The following is a 20,125-nucleotide window of genomic DNA, read 5'->3' as shown; positions in this document are numbered from 1 at the left end:
ATCAATATTGGCTATTTATATATTCATTCAATCAAACCCATTTCTAAAGACAATTTCTATTATTGTTTAATTTCGATAGACTGGTTCTATGTTTAAAACACAAGAATTCGCACTCAGGAGATAACCATGTCACAAGCGTTAAAGAATACGTTCTTTGCATCCACCCCGATGCTGGTCGCGTTTAGCGTAACTTGGGCTTTGACTGGTAGCCTTGCTTTGGCTGTACTTGCAGCTGCTCTTGAGCCTGTATTCAACAGACTGATGTTAATGAGTGGTGAATACTGGAAAGACTTATCGCACAACCTTAAGCGCTTTAAACCAACACTACAGCCTTTAGCAAGCCTTGCTGGCGTTCGTAACACCACGTCATACGCATGTAGAAAGAACTTTGGAACAAAATCAAAATCGCGCCTTAAAGCCAGATTAAGTCACTATCTTGTCGCAGTGTACGGGCATGCTAAATTAGACTAAATTTTATACACAACCATTCAAACAACCGAATTAAACAGAAAACAATACCTTAGGAGCTAACCATGGAAAAACAAACCTCAAAATGCCCCGTGATGCATGGTGCTAACACCGCTTCCGACCAGTCGAATGTCGCTTGGTGGCCGAAGACTTTAAACCTCGATATCTTGCACCAACACGACAACAAAACCACACCATTCAACTCAAACTATAACTACCGAGAAGCCCTCAAAGATCTTGATGTTGAAGCCTTAAAAACAGACATGAAAGCCTTGATGACAGACAGTCAATCTTGGTGGCCTGCTGACTGGGGTCACTATGGCGGTTTAATGATTCGCTTAGCATGGCACTCTGCTGGCTCCTATCGTACAGGCGATGGCCGCGGCGGCTCCAATACCGGCAATATCCGCTTTGCCCCTCTGAACTCCTGGCCAGACAATGGCAACCTCGACAAAGCCCGTCGCCTTCTTTGGCCAATCAAAAAGAAATACGGTAACAAAATCAGCTGGGCAGATTTAATCATCCTCGCAGGTAATATGGCTTATGAATCAATGGGCCTTAAAACCTATGGCTTTTCTTTTGGTCGCGAAGACATTTGGCACCCAGAAAAAGACACTTATTGGGGTGCAGAAACTGATTGGTTACAACCCACCGATAACGACAATAGCCGCTATTCCGGCGAGCGCGAATTAGACAACCCACTTGCCGCGGTAATGATGGGATTAATTTACGTTAACCCAGAAGGCGTCGACGGCCAACCTGATCCGTTAAAAACCGCCCAAGACATGCGCACTACTTTTGAAAGAATGGGCATGAATGACTTGGAAACTGTTGCCTTAACTGCTGGTGGTCATACTGTGGGTAAAGCGCACGGTAATGGCGATGCAAGCGTCTTAGGTGAAAGCCCCGAAGGTGCAGAAATTGAAGACCAAGGTTTTGGCTGGCTGAATAAAACCAATCGCGGTATTGGTCGCGATACGGTTACTTCTGGCATTGAAGGTGCTTGGACAACCAACCCAACGCAATGGGATAACGGTTATTTTGAAATGCTTTTTGATCACGAATGGGAACTCACCAAAAGCCCCGCTGGCGCTTGGCAATATAAACCCGTTTCGATTGATGACGATCGCAAACCAGTTGATGTTGAAGATGACAGTATTCGTCATAACCCGATGATGACTGATGCGGATATGGCGTTAAAAGTTGATCCCGAATACCGCAAAATTTCGGAGCAATTTGCTAAAGATCCGGCCTTCTTTTCTGAAACATTCGCCAAAGCTTGGTTTAAACTAACGCATCGTGATCTCGGTCCACGCTCTGGTTATGTGGGCCCCGATGCGCCAACCGAAGATCTTATTTGGCAAGATCCAATCCCCGCAGGTAATCGCGACTATGATGAAGCCGGTTTAAAAGCTGCTATTAAAGACCGTGCTTTTAAAGACAGTAGCTTAAGTGTCAGCGAATTAGTCGCAACGGCATGGGATAGCGCAAGAACGTATCGCGGTTCCGATCGTCGCGGTGGTGCAAATGGCGCACGTATTCGACTATCAGCACAACGTCAATGGGTAGCTAACGAACCAGAGCGCTTAAATAAAGTGCTTGCTGTATTGGAACCTCTCGCAGAACAATTTGGTGCAAGTGTTGCTGATACTATCGTGCTTGCGGGTAATGTCGGAATTGAGCAAGCAGCACTTGCGGCTGGTGTAGATATTCAAGTGCCCTTTTTAAGTGGTCGTGGTGATGCCAGTGAAGAGCAAACGGATAATGATTCCTATGCAGTGCTTGAACCACTCGCTGATGGTTTTAGAAATTTCCAAAAGCAGCACTATGATGTGAAACCGGAAGAAATGTTGTTAGATCGTGCGCAGCTGCTCGGATTAACCGCGCCAGAAATGACCGTATTACTCGGTGGCATGCGCGTATTAGATACCAATTTCGCCAACGCCAAAGAAGGTGTTTTTACCGACAAACCCGGCGCTTTGACCAATGACTTTTTCGTTAACTTAACTGATATGAATTACGCCTGGATCCCAACAGGAAGAAATTCATACAACATAACCGAACGTGATTCTGGCGATGTTAAGTTTACCGCGACTCGAGTTGATTTGGTCTTTGGTTCCAATTCAATTTTACGTGCTTACGCAGAGTTTTATGCACAAGATGATAATCAACAACAGTTTGTTGAAGACTTTGTGAAGGTCTGGGTTAAGGTGATGAATGCTGACCGGTTTGACGCTTTGGGTTAATTCAAAAACACGCTAGAAAGACAACTAATGTTTCCAGTTTTAAGCTTAAACAAACAAAACTTTATTTGGAGTTAGCCTGGTGGTTAATCACTTGTCATCAGTGAAAAAACCGAATAGTTCGAAGGTAGGTTAATGCTAAGCAACCTTATCCTACCTTCCACTATATTTGTTTTTTCAGTTTTGGAATTAAGGAGTCAAATCCTCGCTTTTTTAAAATATCTTCGGCAGTACCAATACCGATAAACTCCGTTTCAAGCTCTTTACTAGAGTCGATTATTGCCGATATCGTATTCTTGTCACTAGAAATCAAACACTGCAAAAAGATCGAGAAACCATTATTAACTGTTTTATTAGGGTTTGCACCATGCTTTATTAACGCTGGGATAACTTCATGGTTGTTCATGATTACAGCATAAGCTAAGGCCGTATATCCCTCAGCATCGGTATCATTGATACCAGCTCTTTCATTTAAAATTTTCTTTAAAACTGGCTCAAGTTTTTTACTAGAAGCAAACCGGTAAATTCTCGCAGGCCACTCCGCGTCTAAACCAATCGCTTGAATCAGCAAATTCGCCCCATTCTTATTTTCACGCTCTCTCAAATACCATTCAACTACTAAGGAGTCTGCCAGCACACGCTTTGCGCTTCTTGGATCTTCTTCGCACTTTAACTTCATCGCTTGTTCGGCTAACGCTTTTACTTTCTGAATATCTAAATATTCTACGAGTGTGAAATTAGCCAGTTGCGAAACAAAACACCCGTTTTTGGGAAATTGTTTGACTTTAAACTCCATTAACTCACGAACCTTTTCAACATGCCCCTGAGTTTTATAAATAGCAGTTAAATAACTATAGGCAGCTAACTTAGCTCTGTCATTCGAAAAAGGCGATTTCCTCTCCGCGCGAATAGCTTTGTTATAATATTCCTCCGCTTTATCAATATTTTTCTGAATCTCGTGTAACTGACCCCAATTGGTTTCTAACCACAAATTATCGGTGCCTTGTGATTCAGCTTTTCTAAAATCAAGCATTGCTTTTTCAATGTTACCGAGATGAGTGTGAACATAACCTCGTAAAACAAGTGCATTAGCAAAGTTTTCGTCCTTGATTAGAACCGCATTCAAGAGTTCTTCGGCTCGTTTGAATCCAAGCACCCCACCGGTGCTCTTCATATGATACCTCGCTAACTCAACATAAGCCTGATTATTGTCTGGGTCCTTTAAAATCACTCGATCTAAAGCTCGCTTAGCTTGACTTAGATGGCCTCGCTTCCCGCTATCTAGCAGCCAAATCGCCAGTTTAAGTTCATCGACTTCTTTAGTTTGTTCTTGAATAAGAGTGTCATTATTCTTTTCAGACGCTTGCCAGCTTATTGATATATCGATTGTACGCTCGTAAAACGATGGTATCTCGTCAAAACTAAGCCCGTTGTTTTTGTAATATTCATAGTCTTTAACAGTGACAAACTTCACTTCTATTTTAGAAGCATTACAGTCAGTCATTTGATAGCAAGGTGAAGTATAGAAATATGCATCCTTGTGGTTTCCCGGCTTGATACGACTAAACAATGTCATAAAATCACTTTTGACAATGTCTTCTGGATTATTAAACTCGGGAATAAACAATACTCCTACCTCTCGACCATTTACACCGTTATATGAATAAGACGACTGTAGCGTTGTATGAAATTTTTTTGAGTTAACTTTGTAAATATCAAAATGATTGTTCACGTCTAGAACGACACTGGGCTCTTCTGGTAAGTTCCTAAATTGAGTTCTCACGATTATCGCAACGACTATTATCAGACCGACAAATATCCAAAATTTAGCACTTTTAATCACAGAAAATTATCTCTTTTTTAGTTAGTCAGTTATCGTCTATCTTAACAAAATTCAGCTAAAGACGGAGAAGCGAGGTTTGTTTCAGTTCCATTGTTTAAATCTAAATTTGGCGCGCCCGGCAGGAGTCGAACCTGCTACCTGCCCCTTAGGAGGGGGCCGCTCTATCCAAATGAGCTACGGGCGCGTATGCGCGAAGCGTGTTTAAGTTCTAAGTTCTAGGTTCTAGGTTCTAAGTTCTAGGACCGTAAGTCTAACTCTTATAACTTGGTCAATATTTTAATAGAAGCGTAAGAATTTACGTAATGATGTTAATTAAAACGTTTTAACACGCTATTCTAGTTAAACTGTCTTCGTTTTTTTATTATTGCGCCTAGAATGGCTGTAATTGCTTTTGTCTCTGACAACCAAGCTTTTGCGGTGTCATTATCCAAAAATCCAACGTTTTTGCCAATAATAATTTGAGTATATAACTCTCCACCGGATGCTTTAGCATACGTGAGAAATTGAGTGCATTCTTTTATCGACTCTCTTTCGAAACTTTCGGCAATATTACTGGGAATAGATAAACCAGCTCGAGTTATTTGATCGCGAAACCCAAAATCCTTGATAGTTCCAGAAAACCGATAAATGTCCGTAGATAAACCAACAGCACGCTGCCAGATATCCATATCTTCAAACTTCATAAAACATTCCTTGTTTTAAAGGTAGAGCCCTTAGCCCTTAACCCTCAGCCCTTAGCCCTTAGCCCTTAGCCCTTAGCCCTTAGCCCTTAGCGCTTAGCCCTTAGCCCTTAGCCCTTAGCCCTTAGCCCTTAGCCCTTAGCCCTTAGCCCTTAGCCCTTAGCTCTTAGCTCTTAGCTCTTAGCACTTAATTTTTATTAAAGCTCCCAACGAACACCAACGGCCGCTCGTTGTCTTCTGAAGGTATAGTCGTCATCAGTACTATTAAAGTTACGCGCTTCGACTTCGAAGTAAAGCCCTAAGTTTGAATCAAACAAAGTCCATAGCACCCACTCGTAATCGATTTTCAGCGAGCCACCGGCTCTTTCACGATTATCGTCTTCAAGCGTCAGCTCATCTCGATCGGTGCGATTATCATAAGTGAACACCCCGACTCTCAAACGAGCACGTAAGGTGTGATAAGTCGCCATTTCATACTTGGTGTAGATTTGTAGGTAGGAATTATCAGAATCATAATAGCCACCACCATTATCGGTTCTGGCTTGATAGTGGAAGGTATATCGCCAGCGAGTATCGCGATCAGGACGATAGAGGTACCCAGCGGTCACTTGAGCATAGTAAAAACGCAGATCCGTATCGGCAATATCATTTCCCAGTACATCTCTTGCGCGGCGATCAAGAAATTCTCGCTCTAAATACTCGGTTTCCAGCACGAACCGCCCAGTGTCATCGACATTAAACTCAACCTCAAAGCTATAGCGGTTTTGAGTGTAATCTAAATCGCTCAAACCGGTAATTTCAAAGTCTTCATAATCTTTCTCGCGCTGCTCGAAGCGCAAGGTAAACTCGGCATCGCGCTCATTTTCATAAGACAACTCGGCACTATAATCCGTCGTGGTAAAGTCATAACGATCGGCAATTGACTGGCCGCTGAATGTGCCTACTAATCCGGAGCGTCGACTGACAAAGGTTTCATCGTTGGTCCTTTGCTGGGCATTGATCCGGTATTTAAACTTTTCATCAAAAATCGTGAAGTCGTGACGCAGCATAAGTTCGAGGTTAGTCTTAAACTGATCGGCGCGATCATCATTGACATACAGGGACTTCTCAGCACCCGCGATTAAGTAGAGGGTACGGTCATAATCGGCTCGTAACCTGAAATCCGCTTGGTAGAATTCTTGCTGTTCGCTACCAAGACGCTCCGACAATTCATGGGGATTATCGTCCAAACCAGCAATCGCTTTGGTGTTAAATTTAATGCCAGCTTGAGCCGGTGCAGCGAACAAAGACGCTGAGACTGCAACCGCACCAGCTAACTTGATCAGCTTATTCGTTTCCACTTTTTGTTGTTTATCCATGTTAACTTCTAATTTCAAAGCGTCTTCTCTTTATCGCCAATTGGGTTTATTGCTAATTTATTGCTAGCTTTATCACTGTCAGGCTGGTTTCCGCTGAGCGTCACTGATGCCAAACTTGATGACTGGCAAATCAGCGAGCGGAGAATAGCCACTCTTCAGTCAAATCTCCGCCCCAGCAATCTCTTCCTGGCTTTGCGTTGCCTGTTGAGGGAAGTATTTTTGTCTTAATTCTAGCGCTTCTTCATTATCAGGCGCGAGTTTTAGCACTAATTCTAGCTGCTTATCACAATCGTTGATCAGACTGGCATCACAAAAGTTTATCGCATACAGCAATCTTGCCCGGATATCGTTGTTTTTACCTTCAAGATACTCTTGTAGAAGGCGCGTCACCAATTCTGGTTGATTATTAGCCACTTGCAGCCGTGCTACGCGGTACAAAGTGTCACTATATTCGCGGCTAACTTCAAGTAATTTATTAAAAGTTTCCAGCGCTTCCTTCGGCTGCTCATATTTTTCTTGGTAATCGGCCAGTCGATAAAGCGCCCTTTTATACCGCGGGTTTTGCGCCAATAAGTCTTGCAGCAGTTGAATGGATTCTGCTTGGCGGTCGGTGCGCCATGCGATACGAGACTTGAGCAAGCGATACTTTTTCTCTTGGGGCGCGGCGGCAATCGCTAAATCGATAGTACTCCAGGCTACCGGGAAGTTTCTCTGGTCATACGCCAAATCGGCGACTTCGTAGGCAATTGAGTGATTATCTGGGATCCGCGCTAATAACGCTTTAAGAACTGGCATCGCCTTTTGCGACTCTTTTGCTTCGGTATAGACCTGAGCTAAATGAAATTGAGCCAAGTTGAAAAACGAATCATCTTCGCTCACTTTCTCTAAATACACCGCCGCATTTTTAGGTAACCCTAACTGACGATAAGCGCGTCCTAACAAAAAATAGGCAAAATTATTGTTGCGGCCTTTTTTTAGCGTCGCCCGCAATGTATCGATACTTTCGCGGTAATTCTTCGCCATATACTGCTCTGCGGCTTGAGCCCATTCGCTATGGTGATCAAACAACATATATTTTCTAAAATAACCAATTTGTTTCTTGGCATTGATGGGCCGTCTCAACTCTAAATAGGTCGCCAATAAATGCAAGCGTTGCTCAAACGCTTCACGCGACAAACTCACACTTTTTCTGAGAATGTTGACGGCTTGTTTAAACTGCATTTGTTGAAATAGGTAGTCGGCGTAATCATTGAAAAGCCGCCCGTTATTGGGTGCTAAACTCGATGCTCGCTCAAAACTAGTAATTATTTCCGCAGCGGGTCGCTTCGCAGCAACCTTGGCTCGCACCAATTTTCGCCAAGTTAGTGCAGACGTTGGTCGATATTCAATTGAACGCTGATAGTAATCGATAGCCGCAATTGGAAATCCTTGCTTTAACTCTACGTCACCCAAACCGGCAAAGACTTTCGCTTTTCGGCTTCCTGCGGTGTACTCGATCGCTTCTAGATACAGCGCTTTAGCTTCTGCTAAGCGATCTTCACTTTGTAACAACAAACCCAAATTAATCGTTGCCGGTTGATGGTTCGGATCGCGTGCAAGAATATTTTGATAGGCCGTTATGGCGGTACTTTTTTCTCGTTCTTTGGATAGACATTTAGCGTAATAAAAATCTTGATTAAGTTTAATGCGATCCGCTTCATTGATCAGTTCTAACAACGCCAGAGCTTTCGCATAATCTTTGCGAATCATAAGGCTTTCAATCATTAACACCAGCACAGATTGTGTTTTCTCCAAATGATAAGCGGTTTTTATTTGGATGGCTGTTAATGCTTGCTGCGCATCGATCGACTCGCTGACATATTGCGATTCCATCCGATCAGCAATGCTAATTATTTCTGGACTACGTTCTATTGGTGCGACTGGTTGAAAGCCGCCGCTGGTTCCCCCCTCCTCCTGTGACTCATTTGACTCAACCCCAACTTCAATCACCATTGGACTTGACTGTAAGTTGGCGAGGTTAAATTGATAGTAAACAACCAAAACACCGACAAGCGAGAATATAAACGTTAATGGTAAGGCGTTTGCTAACCTTTTAGTTTGACGAGTCGACTGACTGCTGGAACGATTTCCAGCGTTAGAGCGAATATCAGAATTAACTGCCGAATTAGACCGGTTGAAATTCATGATAGAACCCCTTTTGCTGGACATTTTGAATTTCAATTCCTGGGCGACCGTTAACTTCTAACACCAGTGGCCCTAACTTTTCGTCGATACAAATATCAACCCCCATATAGCCGAGTTTAATCGCTTGCGGACACTTCAGTGACATTTCGATAATTTGTGACCAAAATGGAATTTGAACACCAACGAGCAACTCCTGATTATCTGGGTGATGAGTCACGTTATCTTTTTTAATTCGAGCCGTTTCAGTAATACCGCTGGCAATATTGATCGAGACACCGACCGCGCCTTGATGAAGATTAGCTTTTCCATCAGATGCTTTAGTCGGCATACGCAGCATCGCGCTAACTACTTTAAGTTTTGGCCGGTCATTTTGTTGATGAGAATTTTTTTGTTGATGAAAGTTTTGTTCTTGATGAGAGTTTTCCGCTAATTGGCCTGACGCTGAAGTGTGCTGGTCAGCATGACCGTTAGCTAAATCATCAGCATCATATTCAGCGTTATTCTCAATATTGTGCTCAGCTTTATCATCGGCCTGGTTATCCAAGCTCACGATCACTCTTATATCACTCAAACCATAAGGTGCGAGTTTTTGTAATGCCTGATGTTGAATTAATAGCGGCTCAAAATACGCGGTATCACTATCGCCTAATTGAGAATAGGTACCGCCAATAATATCGCAACAGTGATCTTTGATCGCTTGCATCGAATACTGCTTGCCGCCAGCGGATATAAAAACTTTATTACCTTGTTCATCTATTTTGCTGTTGACGATGACAAGAATTCCATTACCTTGCGATCCTTGATTGGGTTTCAACGCAAAACTATCAACCTTTGCTAAAGCAACATCCACTTGATCAATCTTGGCCAAACTATCAACCGCTAAAATTGTGTCTGGCACCGGTACATCATGCGCAATCAACACCTGTTTACTTTGCAATTTATCAGCAGCCAATCGCAACAGACTTTTTTCATTGAGGCGGTATACTAAGTCGCGGTTTCGGACATTTATTCCCATTACCGGGTTGTCTTTATCCGGTAATATTTCTTTGAATCGATGAAGCTCTGTGAGGCGTAAACCTGTCCATTGACCGATGTAGATTAATGCTGCCAAAACTAACAGGTAAAACTCTGGGTAAAAAGCAAAAACACCCTCGAGTAAAAATGAGTTTAGAATCGAGTAACACAACCAGATGGATAACAAGGTTCCAACTGACACCTTAAATAATTCAAACCAATTATCATCACTCGATAAATTATGAATTTTCTCGGCGATAAAGCTAATAATAACCACCGGAAACAAAGAAAGCATCCCAAACTCAAGTCGATTAGTGATTCCAATAATACTCAAGCCCACAATAAAGAATACGGTATTTAAAGTAATGATAGCTGCTAAACGAGGAATCTTTAGTAAGCGCTTTTTGTCCAGTAACAAGTGCGAAAAATAACTAAATAATAAAATGACAATAAATGCCGTTATCCCTTTAATAAATCCAGTGAACACACAAGCCGCGGCAACGAGCATGGGCATAAAAATGCCAAAAGTTTTTATCCCGATAATGTTGCGTAAAAAAGTAATCATTAATGTGCAGAGCGGAAATAATAAAAACAATCCCACGGTTTCCGGTTCTAATCCCATCACTAGCAATAATTGCGTGACATTGATTTCTGAAGTAGTTTGTTGCGGATTAATATCAATTTGAAAATGACTGGAAGCAACCAATCTTTTGTCGATACTAAATAAATAATCGAAGTTGATATCCGCAGTATGACGAAACAAATATTGGTCTGTTCGATAGAGCTGAAGATAATTTTCTGGCAAGGTCGCAAAATGCCCATTAGTTGGACCAAACGGCACCCAATGACCATTAATATAGAGTTCTAGCCACTGGTGCGAAGTTTTTTTACTGCCTTGGTTTAAAATGATTCCGCCAACAAGCCTTGCGGGAATGTTGTTAAGTCTTGCTAAGGCGACAAATAAACGACTTTTGCCATTGCAACTCGCCTGCTTTAATCGGTGTGCGGTTAATGCGTCGGTGAAACCTTTGAAGGGTGCGCCCTCTATTTCATTATAGGTATAGTCATAAATGGCTTTAACCACGGGCGCAACGCGTCGCGTGTCTTGTGGTTTAATTAATTGCCACAAGGTTTCAATCTCCGGATGATTGACTTGAATTGCATCCGTCTCGGCTAAATAACTTGATAAAGATTCGGGATATTTTTTGGGAATACGTAATTGGTCATCAATTAAATAATTCACTTCCCGGGTGGCAATCAGTGCATTGTATTGCACTTGCGAGACCGAGCCGATATCGATTCCCTCACCACTCCAATTACCGATTTTGCCTGTAGTATCAGTCGCGACTTGGAAATCTAAACCGTTGGTCACCACCGATTCTTCAATTAACTGCTGACGCTCGTTGTCTTGCGGAACATAAGCTTCAATGTTAACGGCATCTCCGTCTGACTCAAAACTCATTTCTAGAGACAGAGCATAAACACTCTGTGGCTTGAGTTGTTCACTAAAATTGTCAACTTTACTCAAATGCCAGGCGAAAACGACTACAAAACTGATCACTAAAATCAGATTGATGTGGTTCAGTAGTATTTTGCCAAAAAGTTTCAAATACTGTTCTCGCGAATTTAAACACAATCTTCAAGGAATGAGCTGTCAATACAGCTCACTTACGAGCAATATATCTTTATATGAGATACATGCGATTTAATATTAGTTCCACTCTAACAAATGGTTTGCGCAACCGCTCACATTTTAACCAATGGTTCGACATCGTCCATTTCAATTAGCTTCTCGCATCACTGCATTAACCTCGCTGAAGCTCAAAGACACTCTAAAGCGAGTAGACAGTCTAAAAACTAATAGACAGTCTAAAACTAATAGACGGTCTGAAACTAACAGACAGTCTGAAAACTAATAGACAGTCTGAAAACTAGAAAAACTAATAGACAGTCTAAAACTAATAGACGGTCTGAAACTAGTAGACAGTCTGAAACTAGTAGACCGAAACTAATAGACAGTCTGAATCTAATCGTTTTTCTATTCGATTACGATCGATTTGTCTCAATAAATCAATAGCTTAATGACGCTAATTTTAAACTATCATCCCTTGCGTTTGAAAAAAACTCGCAGGATTTGGTCACTTTCGAGGCATTGAGCACACTTTTAAGAAAATGTGTTAATTTACCGACATTCTCGGTATTTTTTAGCTAGTAATTTGCTTGACTGCGGTTTTGAGAAATCTGAAGTCACCAGTCACTTTTTGATTCCTCTTAGTACTTACTCCTCAATTTGTCTCAATATTCGCTCTTGGACTTCTCTTAATACTTGTCCTAGTACTCGCTCTCGGTGCTTACTTCGAATTATGGTCCTTGATACGTTAGCTTTGTCGAGCCTTATTTTAATTTTCAGAAAGTGCTTTAATCGTTTCCAGCTACATTTTGTCACCTTGCTCAGGTATAATTCGCGGCCTTTTACGGTTTAGCCAAATATCGACCAAAGCATTATGCACACCTCACTGTTTCAATTAATCGAGAACAACAAATTGAGAGCTGGGTACACCCATTATGTTAACGGTGTCCATGGCAGCGCATTTGCCCTATCTGTCGCTGAAGCAGCAAGGGAATATGGCGGCCTGATTGTTGTGTTATTGCCCGATGCAGCAAGTAGTTTTAGCTTAAAGCGCGAGATTGGTTATTTTTTAGGTAAAACGGTTGACGAATATGGCGAACGAACATCCGATATCGATGATATCCCAGTTGTAACTTTACCTGATTGGGAAACGCTACCTTACGATTATTTTTCACCGCACCAAGATATCATCTCTGAAAGATTACAAACGCTCTACCGTTTACCGCGACTCAAGCGCGGTATTGTGTTGATGCCGATTTCATCGGCACTGCAGAAATTGCCACCTCGGGAATATATTGAAACCCAATGTTTGCAATTAAAAGTTGGTCAAACTATTGATATTGAATCGCTGCGGATTAACCTCACCAATAGTGGTTACAGTAGTGCAGCCAATGTCATGGAGCATGGGGAGTTTGCAGTACGAGGATCAATCATTGATATGTACCCTATGGGGACCGAACAGCCCATTCGAATTGAGTTGTTCGACGATGAAATCGAGTCACTCCGCTACTTTGACCCCGATAACCAACTCACTACAGAAAAAGTCAGTGAAATTAATTTACTTCCAGCGCGAGAATATCCTACTGACGAGAGTGCAATTGCAACCTTTCGCCAAAATTGGCGCGGCACGTTTGATAGCAATATTCGTGAGTCTAATATTTATCGGGATGTGAGTAATGGCATTTTTCCTGCGGGCATTGAATACTATTTGCCCATCTTCTTTAACAAGCTCTCAACAATTTTCGACTTTATCGACTCAGATAACTTATTGATGATTCACCAAGGCGATATTAGCGAGCCTGTGAAGCAATTCTGGACAGAGCTCAACGACCGTTATGAGCAATACCGTTACGATATAGAGCGACCGATCGTCGAACCACAAAGTTTGTATTTACGGGCAGAAGAATTAAATCAAGCCTTGAGCCAATACCCTGATATTCAGCTAACTGCGCGAAAGCCAACTAACAAGCAATCTGTTGAGTTAGGCTTTGCGCCGTGCCCTAAAGTGACCATTGACCACAAGCTCACTAATCCGGTTGGTGCACTCCAATCAGCCCTAGAGAAACCGAGCAAAGCACTGATTTGTGCAGAATCTCCCGGTCGCCAAGAAGTCTTACGAGAGCTTTTTGCTAAACATCACATTGCTCATGAAATTGTTACCGACTGGCGGGAGTTCTCATCACTCAATCAAGGGATCGCCTTAACCATTGCTCCCGTGCAACAAGGGTTTGTTGAATCCGTTTCCAGCACGGACGATGCCCATTACATCGTGATTTGTGAAGCTGACATGTTTGGCAGCCAAGTATTGCAATCACGTCGTCGTCAAGATAAAGGTATTTCCCCGGACCAGCTGATTCACAGTCTTGCTGAATTGAAAACCGGTGATCCGGTGGTTCACGTTGACCAAGGTGTTGGACGATATTTGGGCCTGCAGTCAATTGACGCCGGCGGCATGACCAGTGAGTTTTTGACACTCGAATACTCAGGTGGCGATAAGCTCTATGTGCCTGTGCAATCTTTGCATCTGATCCATCGATACTCTGGGAGTAACCCAGAGACCGCGCCGTGGCACAAATTAGGCGCAGAATCTTGGAGTAAAGCTAAGACTAAAGCAATGGAGAAAGCCCGCGATACGGCGGCGGAGTTGCTTGATCTTTACGCTCAAAGAGCGGCAGAAAAAGGTATATCGCACAAAATCAGTGCGAGTGATTATGAGAAATTTGCGTCTGAATTTGAGTTTGAAGCAACCCCCGATCAAGAGCAAGCGATTGCCGCCGTCATCAAAGATATGAAGGCTTCAACTCCAATGGATCGTTTGGTCTGTGGTGATGTCGGTTTTGGTAAAACAGAAGTCGCTATGCGTGCCGCATTTGTCGCAATCCAGAGCGGGATGCAGGTTGCCATGCTAGTGCCAACCACACTGCTCGCCCAGCAGCACTTTAATTCATTTCAAGATCGCTTCTCACAATGGCCGGTTAATGTCGGCGTGTTATCGCGGTTTCAAACCAAGAAAGAACAAGAAGCCATCCTAAATCAGCTCGCCTCGGGTCAGATTGATATCGTGATTGGCACGCATCGTCTGCTAATGGGCAAACCAACCTTTAAAAACCTCGGCTTATTGTTGATTGATGAGGAACACCGCTTTGGCGTGCGTCAAAAAGAAGTTTTAAAATCTTATCGAGCGAAAGTTGACATTCTAACTTTAACCGCAACACCTATTCCGCGGACTTTAAACATGTCTATGTCAGGCATGCGAGATTTATCAATTATTGCAACGCCACCGGCTAAACGCTTGGCGATCAAAACCTTCGTCCGACAGCATAATACACCGCTAATTAAAGAAGCGATTCAGCGAGAAATTCGACGCGGCGGTCAAGTCTACTTTCTGCATAATTCAGTCGACTCAATCGAGCGTACAGCCCGCGAGATCCAAGATTTAATGCCTGAAATAAAAGTCGCGGTCGCGCATGGTCAAATGCGCGAACGTGAACTTGAAGATGTGATGAAACAGTTTTATCACCAGCAATATCATGTGCTGGTGTGTACCACGATTATCGAGACGGGTATTGATGTACCGACAGCTAACACGATCATTATGGATCGCGCTGATAAACTGGGCTTGGCGCAACTGCATCAATTGCGAGGCCGGGTTGGACGCTCGCACCATCAAGCCTATGCCTATTTACTGACGCCGCCCCCTAAAACGATTACCAAAGATGCTCGCAAGCGCTTAGAAGCGATTGAAAACCTTGAAGATTTAGGAGCTGGTTTCATTCTCGCGACGCATGATTTGGAAATCCGCGGCGCAGGCGAGTTATTAGGCGACGAGCAAAGTGGTCATATGCAGACAATTGGTTTTAGCATGTATATGGAACTGCTCGATGGGGCTGTAAAGGCACTGAAGTCGGGACAAGAGCCCAGCCTCAAAGTGACCCAGTCGCAGCAGACCGAAGTTAACTTGGGCGCCTCTTCCCTGCTCCCAGATACCTTTGTTCCAGACGTCGGTATCCGTTTGTCTCTCTATAAACGAATTGCTAATGCGAAAGATGAAAAAGCACTCAAAGACCTGCAAATTGAGTTGATTGACCGGTTTGGGCTACTACCCGAGCCTGCCAAAGTACTATTTAGTGCCACCGAACTGAAACTGCGCTTATCAAAATTAGGCGTTGTTAAGCTGGAAGCCAATGATTCTGTCATCACTGTGGAGTTTAATCAGGCGCCGACGATTGACACCAGTAAGCTGATTAATCTTATTCAAACCAACCCATCAAAATACAAATTATTACAGGGAACAACCTTAAAAGTAACGAGTCCAAACAATAATCTAGAGCATCGTAGGCAACAGATTGATTCTTTGATTGAATCTCTGACCAGCTAAAGGTTAGTATGCGGGTTCGGTTCAATTTAGCTCCGTTTGGCCGAGTATTGGGCCAAACTCGGTTAAATATCGAGCAAAAGTGTAAAACGGAACGTTAACCATTAAGAAAACGAATTCATGAAGAAACTGATATTAGGTACAAGTTTGTGCGTTTTGGGTGCGCTCTGCCCAGAGGCGACGGTATTTGCCGAAGAGGACGAACCAAGATGGTTTGAAATTGAGGTTATTGTATTTAAATCAACCAATCAAAACGGTTTGTTTGCTGAATCTTGGGATACCGACTATCAAGTTGAGTTTCCCGAAAACTTGGTGGACTTTTTACAACCGACCGCACAGCTAATTGACGAACACGACCTACTGACTCAAATTGGCGAGTATCTGATCAACGAAGACCCTAAAGCTCAATTAGTCAATGAGCCTGTAGCATCAGAAGATGCTTCGGCCTTAGATCATTCATCCAATGATCCGCTGGCGCAACTTGACGATGCGCAACTCAACAACCAGCCAGGACTCAGCCAAGCCGATACATTAGCAGGAACAACTTCGCCTGGCGTTTTTGCCCAAGGTCGTTTTGCAGAGACACCAAGTGCTGAAATAACGCAAAATCCAGGTGGTTCAGACAGCAGTCAAATGATCGAGGAAAAACCCTTTGAGTTACTCGACAAGTCGCTGCTACAACTGACCAATGAGGCCAGAACACTTAACCGACATCCTGAATATCGAGTCGTGGTTCATTACGCATGGCGGCAACCGGTTTTAGGTAATCGCGATGCCCCGCATATTCGTATCGCAGGTGGAAAAGACTTTAGTGAAGAATATGAATTTAATGGTGCCAAAAAACTTTTAGCGGAGCAGTCTTATGATGATGTGCCCGAATTAATTTTTGATGAAGACGGAAACATTATTGGCGCGCAACAGCCTGGCTATGACTCATCGCAGTCGGACACGCTTGGGGATGCCCAATTTGCCACCAATGAATCAACCACCGAGCCTGCTCAAGCAAATAGTTCGGGGGCTGCGTCGTCTCAACAAGCAACACAATTGGACGACCCAACGAACAATAGTTCAACCGAAGCAAAGAACAAAGACGTTTTTGAAAGCGGCAACCTTTTAATGCAAGCACAAGCGCTTGAAGGTACTCCGCTGGCGCTACCGTGGGTACCAGAAGTCGATGGAGATATTAAAGTTTACCTGAGTCGCTTTTTACATATAAAAACCAATTTATACTTACGCATGCCAGATAAAGAAGAAGTCGATATGACAGAAATTCAACTGGCCAGCAACCCGCTTACCGGAGGCATCATTTCCGGTGAGACACCGCAATCTGGACTTAGCATTCTCGGCGTATCAGATAATAATGATTTGATTCCGGCTAACCAGAACTCATCGGTTGACAATAACGATGTCAATCCATTGATGAGTGGTCTTGAAATTCCAACGATATCTGCTGCTGATACAAACTCCCCTTCTACCATGTCGGCAGCTACATCGAATGTTAACGGCTCGGCAATAACTGACTCGGGAAGTTCGATTAATAATTTTCTTTTGTCTAATAACCAATTTGTGAACGCAAGTGGTCAATCTTTATCTCAATCGCAGTTTTCTTGGGAGATAGATGATAATTTTCTTGAGACAGAAACTGAAAAAATGTATATAGAAAGACTGTTTAATTACCCACTCAAACAATCACGTCGGGTGAGAAGTGGCGAGCTCCACTTTTTCGATCATCCGATGATGGGTGTAATCATCATGATTAGACCGTACGAGAAAGACCAGGAACTAACCGAGCAAGAGGGCTTGATGCCTCTTTCAATGTAGTCTTAGAAAAAGCGATTAAAAACCAGCAATAACGACAGGAACGTTGGAGAATTTAATGACAAAAATTGTGGTTTTAGGTAGTGGAATGATCGGTCATGCTATGGCTGTTGATCTTGCCGATAAATTTGATGTCACAGCGGTAGATAAAAACAAGCGCTCGCTACAAAATTTACAGAAAGTAAACGACAAAATTAACACTGAGGTATTCGACCTCAGTGAAAATGATTCCTACGAGGAATTATTAAAACCGTTTGACCTTGCTGTATGCGCCGTTCCGGGCTTCATGGGATTTGAAACACTCAAAAAGATTCTTCATACCGGAACGAGTGTGGTTGATATTTCTTTCTTCCCAGAAAATTGTTTTGATCTCGATTACCTCGCGAAAAAGAACGACTGTTTTGCAATCGTTGACTGTGGTGTCGCACCAGGGATGAGTAACGTTGTTCTCGGTCACTTAGACAATCAGATCGATATTAAAAATTACGAATGTTTAGTCGGCGGTCTTCCTAGCAAACGCGAATGGCCTTTTAATTATAAAGCACCATTTTCCCCTATTGATGTTATCGAAGAATACACTAGGCCGGCTCGTTACGTCGAAAATGGTGAACTCGTTATAAGAGAGCCGCTATCCGATTGCGAATTGATGGAAATTCAACGCGTCGGCACCTTAGAAGCGTTCAACACCGATGGTCTCCGAACCTTGATTCATACCATGGATCATATTCCAAATATGAAAGAAAAAACGCTTCGCTACCCTGGTCATGCAGAGTATATTCAAGTGCTCCAAAAATCCGGTTTTTTCTCTGAAGAATCAATGGAGCTGGAGGGCGTTTCCTTTCGACCGATTGATGTGACTGCGCGTATTTTGCGCGACAATTGGAAACTTAAAAGTTCCGATGAAGAGTTTACTGTCATGCGAATTACCATTGAAGGTGATCGCAACGGAAAACAACGTCGCTATGTTTATCGCTTACTTGATAAAGGCAGTGAAGCAACTAAGACAACTTCAATGGCGAGAACAACCGGTTATACTGCCACCGCGATGGTTAACTTTGTTGCTCAAAATAAAATTGAAGCTGGCGTTTTTGCACCCGAATCAATCGGTTCCATGGACGGTGCTTATCAGTTTATTCTCGATTACCTCAATCAAAGAGATGTTGAATATCGAATTGAAGAGTTTACTCTCGAGTAAATTTCTAGTTTAATTTTTAAATGCTTAATAACAAGGATTCACAATGTCAGAAATAAGAGCCATCCCAGAAAAACAATTGGCAGAAATTAAAGAAAATTTTGATTTCTTTGATCAAGATAACAATGGTGAAATTGATCAAGAAGAGTTTGTTAAATTACTGAAAGTGATATCGCCTGATAGCACCAAAGAACAAGGTGAAAAAGGTTTCGCTTATGTCGATGAAAACAATGATGGTCACATCGATTTAAATGAATTTATTGAGTGGTGGCAAACTTGCTGGTGGGAATACTAGTTTCTAAAATTGCCGCTTAAAAATTTTCATTACACATAACGACACAAGAAATAAAATGTAAATGTAAATATACAAGACATAAAAAAAGAGCCCTCAGGCTCTTTTTTTGTGAGACCTTTAAAAATCCTAAGCGATTTTCAGTTCGGACTCAGCCCAAAGTTTATCGTCTTGGTGAAGCGTTGCGAGCGTATTGGCTTTAGTAATTAACTCAGCAATTGCTTTTTGTTGCGTTTCTTTATCACCTAATTGTACTTTTCCCTCTGCCAATGAATCTTCCATTTTGGCTGCTTTTAAGTGCCACGACATTGAAAAGTATCTTAGTGCTTCTCGCGCGTTGGCGGCAACGGATGCTGGCGCTAAATCAGTCGGCATTTCACCACTGACTACCCAGTAATCTTCCTTAGTTTTGCTCGTGACATACCAAATTCCGATAACCGGCGGGATACACAGACAACGATCCTGCTTAAAACTTTTGAATTCGATTCCGTTTGAAAAACAAAATTTTTGAATCTTAACAACTTCTTCCTGCCCCCACTTCCGCGACATCGCTTCTCTTTCTTCCGGAGTCATTGGGTTGGGAGTGGCAGAATTAGTTTGAGATTGCGTCATAATCTTACGCCTTTTTAGTTGATGAAGTACTTCATGCAAAGCGGTGAGTGAAACCCAGCGCTGCAAACTTGAGGGCCATAAACTTAAGGGATTTATTGCCATTGTTCAAGGCAAATCCCCACGATTTAATAAAACTGTGATGGGTATCAGACCCCAAATTGGGGCTTTAGTTCTCCCAAATTTATTTAATTTTTTACCGCTACAGACCGCAAATTTACTGAATTTTTGCCGGTTAGTTTACGCTAACGTCAATCTACGAGAATTTTGATAACTGGTCAGATGTCCTCAAACAGCGCGAAATGCCGTAATCTCCGGCGAAAACAGGCTTAATTTTAGTCAATTCGGCGCATTTAAACTGGCTATTCCCTAAAAGCAGTGGTATCTTTGCGCCACATTTTCCATCTGCAAAGATATAT

Annotated in this window: 12 protein-coding genes and 1 tRNA gene; 6 read left to right on the top strand and 7 right to left on the bottom strand. The window is 42.7% G+C overall.

The window, feature by feature from the left end; genetic code table 11:
- Positions 1–126 precede the first annotated feature (126 nt).
- Together FLL45_RS04290 and katG are read left to right on the top strand one after the other, a co-directional pair.
- A complete protein-coding gene (locus FLL45_RS04290; RefSeq protein WP_142888533.1) occupies positions 127–471 on the top strand; it encodes a DUF2061 domain-containing protein in 345 nt (114 codons plus the stop codon).
- A gap of 62 nt (positions 472–533) precedes the next feature.
- The gene (katG, locus tag FLL45_RS04285; RefSeq protein WP_142888532.1) at positions 534–2,714 is read left to right on the top strand and encodes a catalase/peroxidase HPI; all 2,181 of its coding nucleotides are present in this window, start codon (positions 534–536) and stop codon (positions 2,712–2,714) included.
- 160 nt (positions 2,715–2,874) lie between these two features.
- Here katG and FLL45_RS04280 read toward each other — a convergent pair whose 3' ends face one another.
- The 6 genes from FLL45_RS04280 to FLL45_RS04255 form a co-directional block, all read right to left on the bottom strand.
- Complete coding sequence (locus FLL45_RS04280) at positions 2,875–4,554, bottom strand: tetratricopeptide repeat protein (protein WP_142888531.1); 1,680 nt, start codon at positions 4,552–4,554, stop codon at positions 2,875–2,877.
- A 107-nt stretch (positions 4,555–4,661) separates the two neighbouring features.
- Positions 4,662–4,738 (bottom strand) — tRNA-Arg (locus tag FLL45_RS04275).
- Positions 4,739–4,889: 151 nt separating this feature from the next.
- On the bottom strand, positions 4,890–5,237 hold the full coding sequence (locus FLL45_RS04270) for a four helix bundle protein (RefSeq protein ID WP_142888530.1): 348 nt from the start codon (positions 5,235–5,237) through the stop codon (positions 4,890–4,892).
- Between the two features lie 194 nt (positions 5,238–5,431).
- On the bottom strand, positions 5,432–6,592 hold the full coding sequence (locus FLL45_RS04265) for a hypothetical protein (RefSeq protein WP_142888529.1): 1,161 nt from the start codon (positions 6,590–6,592) through the stop codon (positions 5,432–5,434).
- Positions 6,593–6,751: 159 nt separating this feature from the next.
- Positions 6,752–8,776, bottom strand: a complete 2,025-nt coding sequence (locus tag FLL45_RS04260) for a tetratricopeptide repeat protein (protein WP_185964321.1) — start codon at positions 8,774–8,776, stop codon at positions 6,752–6,754.
- Complete coding sequence (locus tag FLL45_RS04255) at positions 8,757–11,399, bottom strand: sugar-transfer associated ATP-grasp domain-containing protein (RefSeq protein WP_142888527.1); 2,643 nt, start codon at positions 11,397–11,399, stop codon at positions 8,757–8,759. Before FLL45_RS04255 ends, FLL45_RS04260 begins: the two co-directional genes overlap by 20 nt.
- Positions 11,400–12,294: 895 nt before the next feature.
- Here FLL45_RS04255 and mfd point away from each other — a divergent pair.
- From mfd to FLL45_RS04235, 4 genes are all read left to right on the top strand, one after another.
- Positions 12,295–15,798, top strand: coding sequence for a transcription-repair coupling factor (mfd, locus tag FLL45_RS04250; protein ID WP_142888526.1), 3,504 nt, complete (start codon positions 12,295–12,297; stop codon positions 15,796–15,798).
- 117 nt (positions 15,799–15,915) lie between these two features.
- Positions 15,916–17,616 carry a CsiV family protein gene (locus FLL45_RS04245; RefSeq protein WP_142888525.1) on the top strand — a complete coding sequence of 567 codons (1,701 nt, stop codon included), beginning with the start codon at positions 15,916–15,918 and terminating at the stop codon, positions 17,614–17,616.
- Between the two features lie 55 nt (positions 17,617–17,671).
- The gene (locus FLL45_RS04240) at positions 17,672–18,808 is read left to right on the top strand and encodes a saccharopine dehydrogenase family protein (RefSeq protein ID WP_142888524.1); all 1,137 of its coding nucleotides are present in this window, start codon (positions 17,672–17,674) and stop codon (positions 18,806–18,808) included.
- A gap of 43 nt (positions 18,809–18,851) precedes the next feature.
- Positions 18,852–19,100, top strand: coding sequence for an EF-hand domain-containing protein (locus FLL45_RS04235; RefSeq protein WP_185964320.1), 249 nt, complete (start codon positions 18,852–18,854; stop codon positions 19,098–19,100).
- A 126-nt stretch (positions 19,101–19,226) separates the two neighbouring features.
- On the opposite strand, the gene FLL45_RS04230 is transcribed toward FLL45_RS04235, so the two are convergent.
- On the bottom strand, positions 19,227–19,811 hold the full coding sequence (locus FLL45_RS04230; protein ID WP_142888523.1) for a DUF4826 family protein: 585 nt from the start codon (positions 19,809–19,811) through the stop codon (positions 19,227–19,229).
- Positions 19,812–20,125: the final 314 nt, after the last annotated feature.

The sequence above is a fragment of the Aliikangiella marina genome, assembly GCF_007004765.1.
GTDB classification, from domain to species: domain Bacteria; phylum Pseudomonadota; class Gammaproteobacteria; order Enterobacterales; family Kangiellaceae; genus Aliikangiella; species Aliikangiella marina.
Note: the sequence above shows the minus strand (reverse complement) of the source record. Positions and strands in the feature narration are given on the sequence as shown.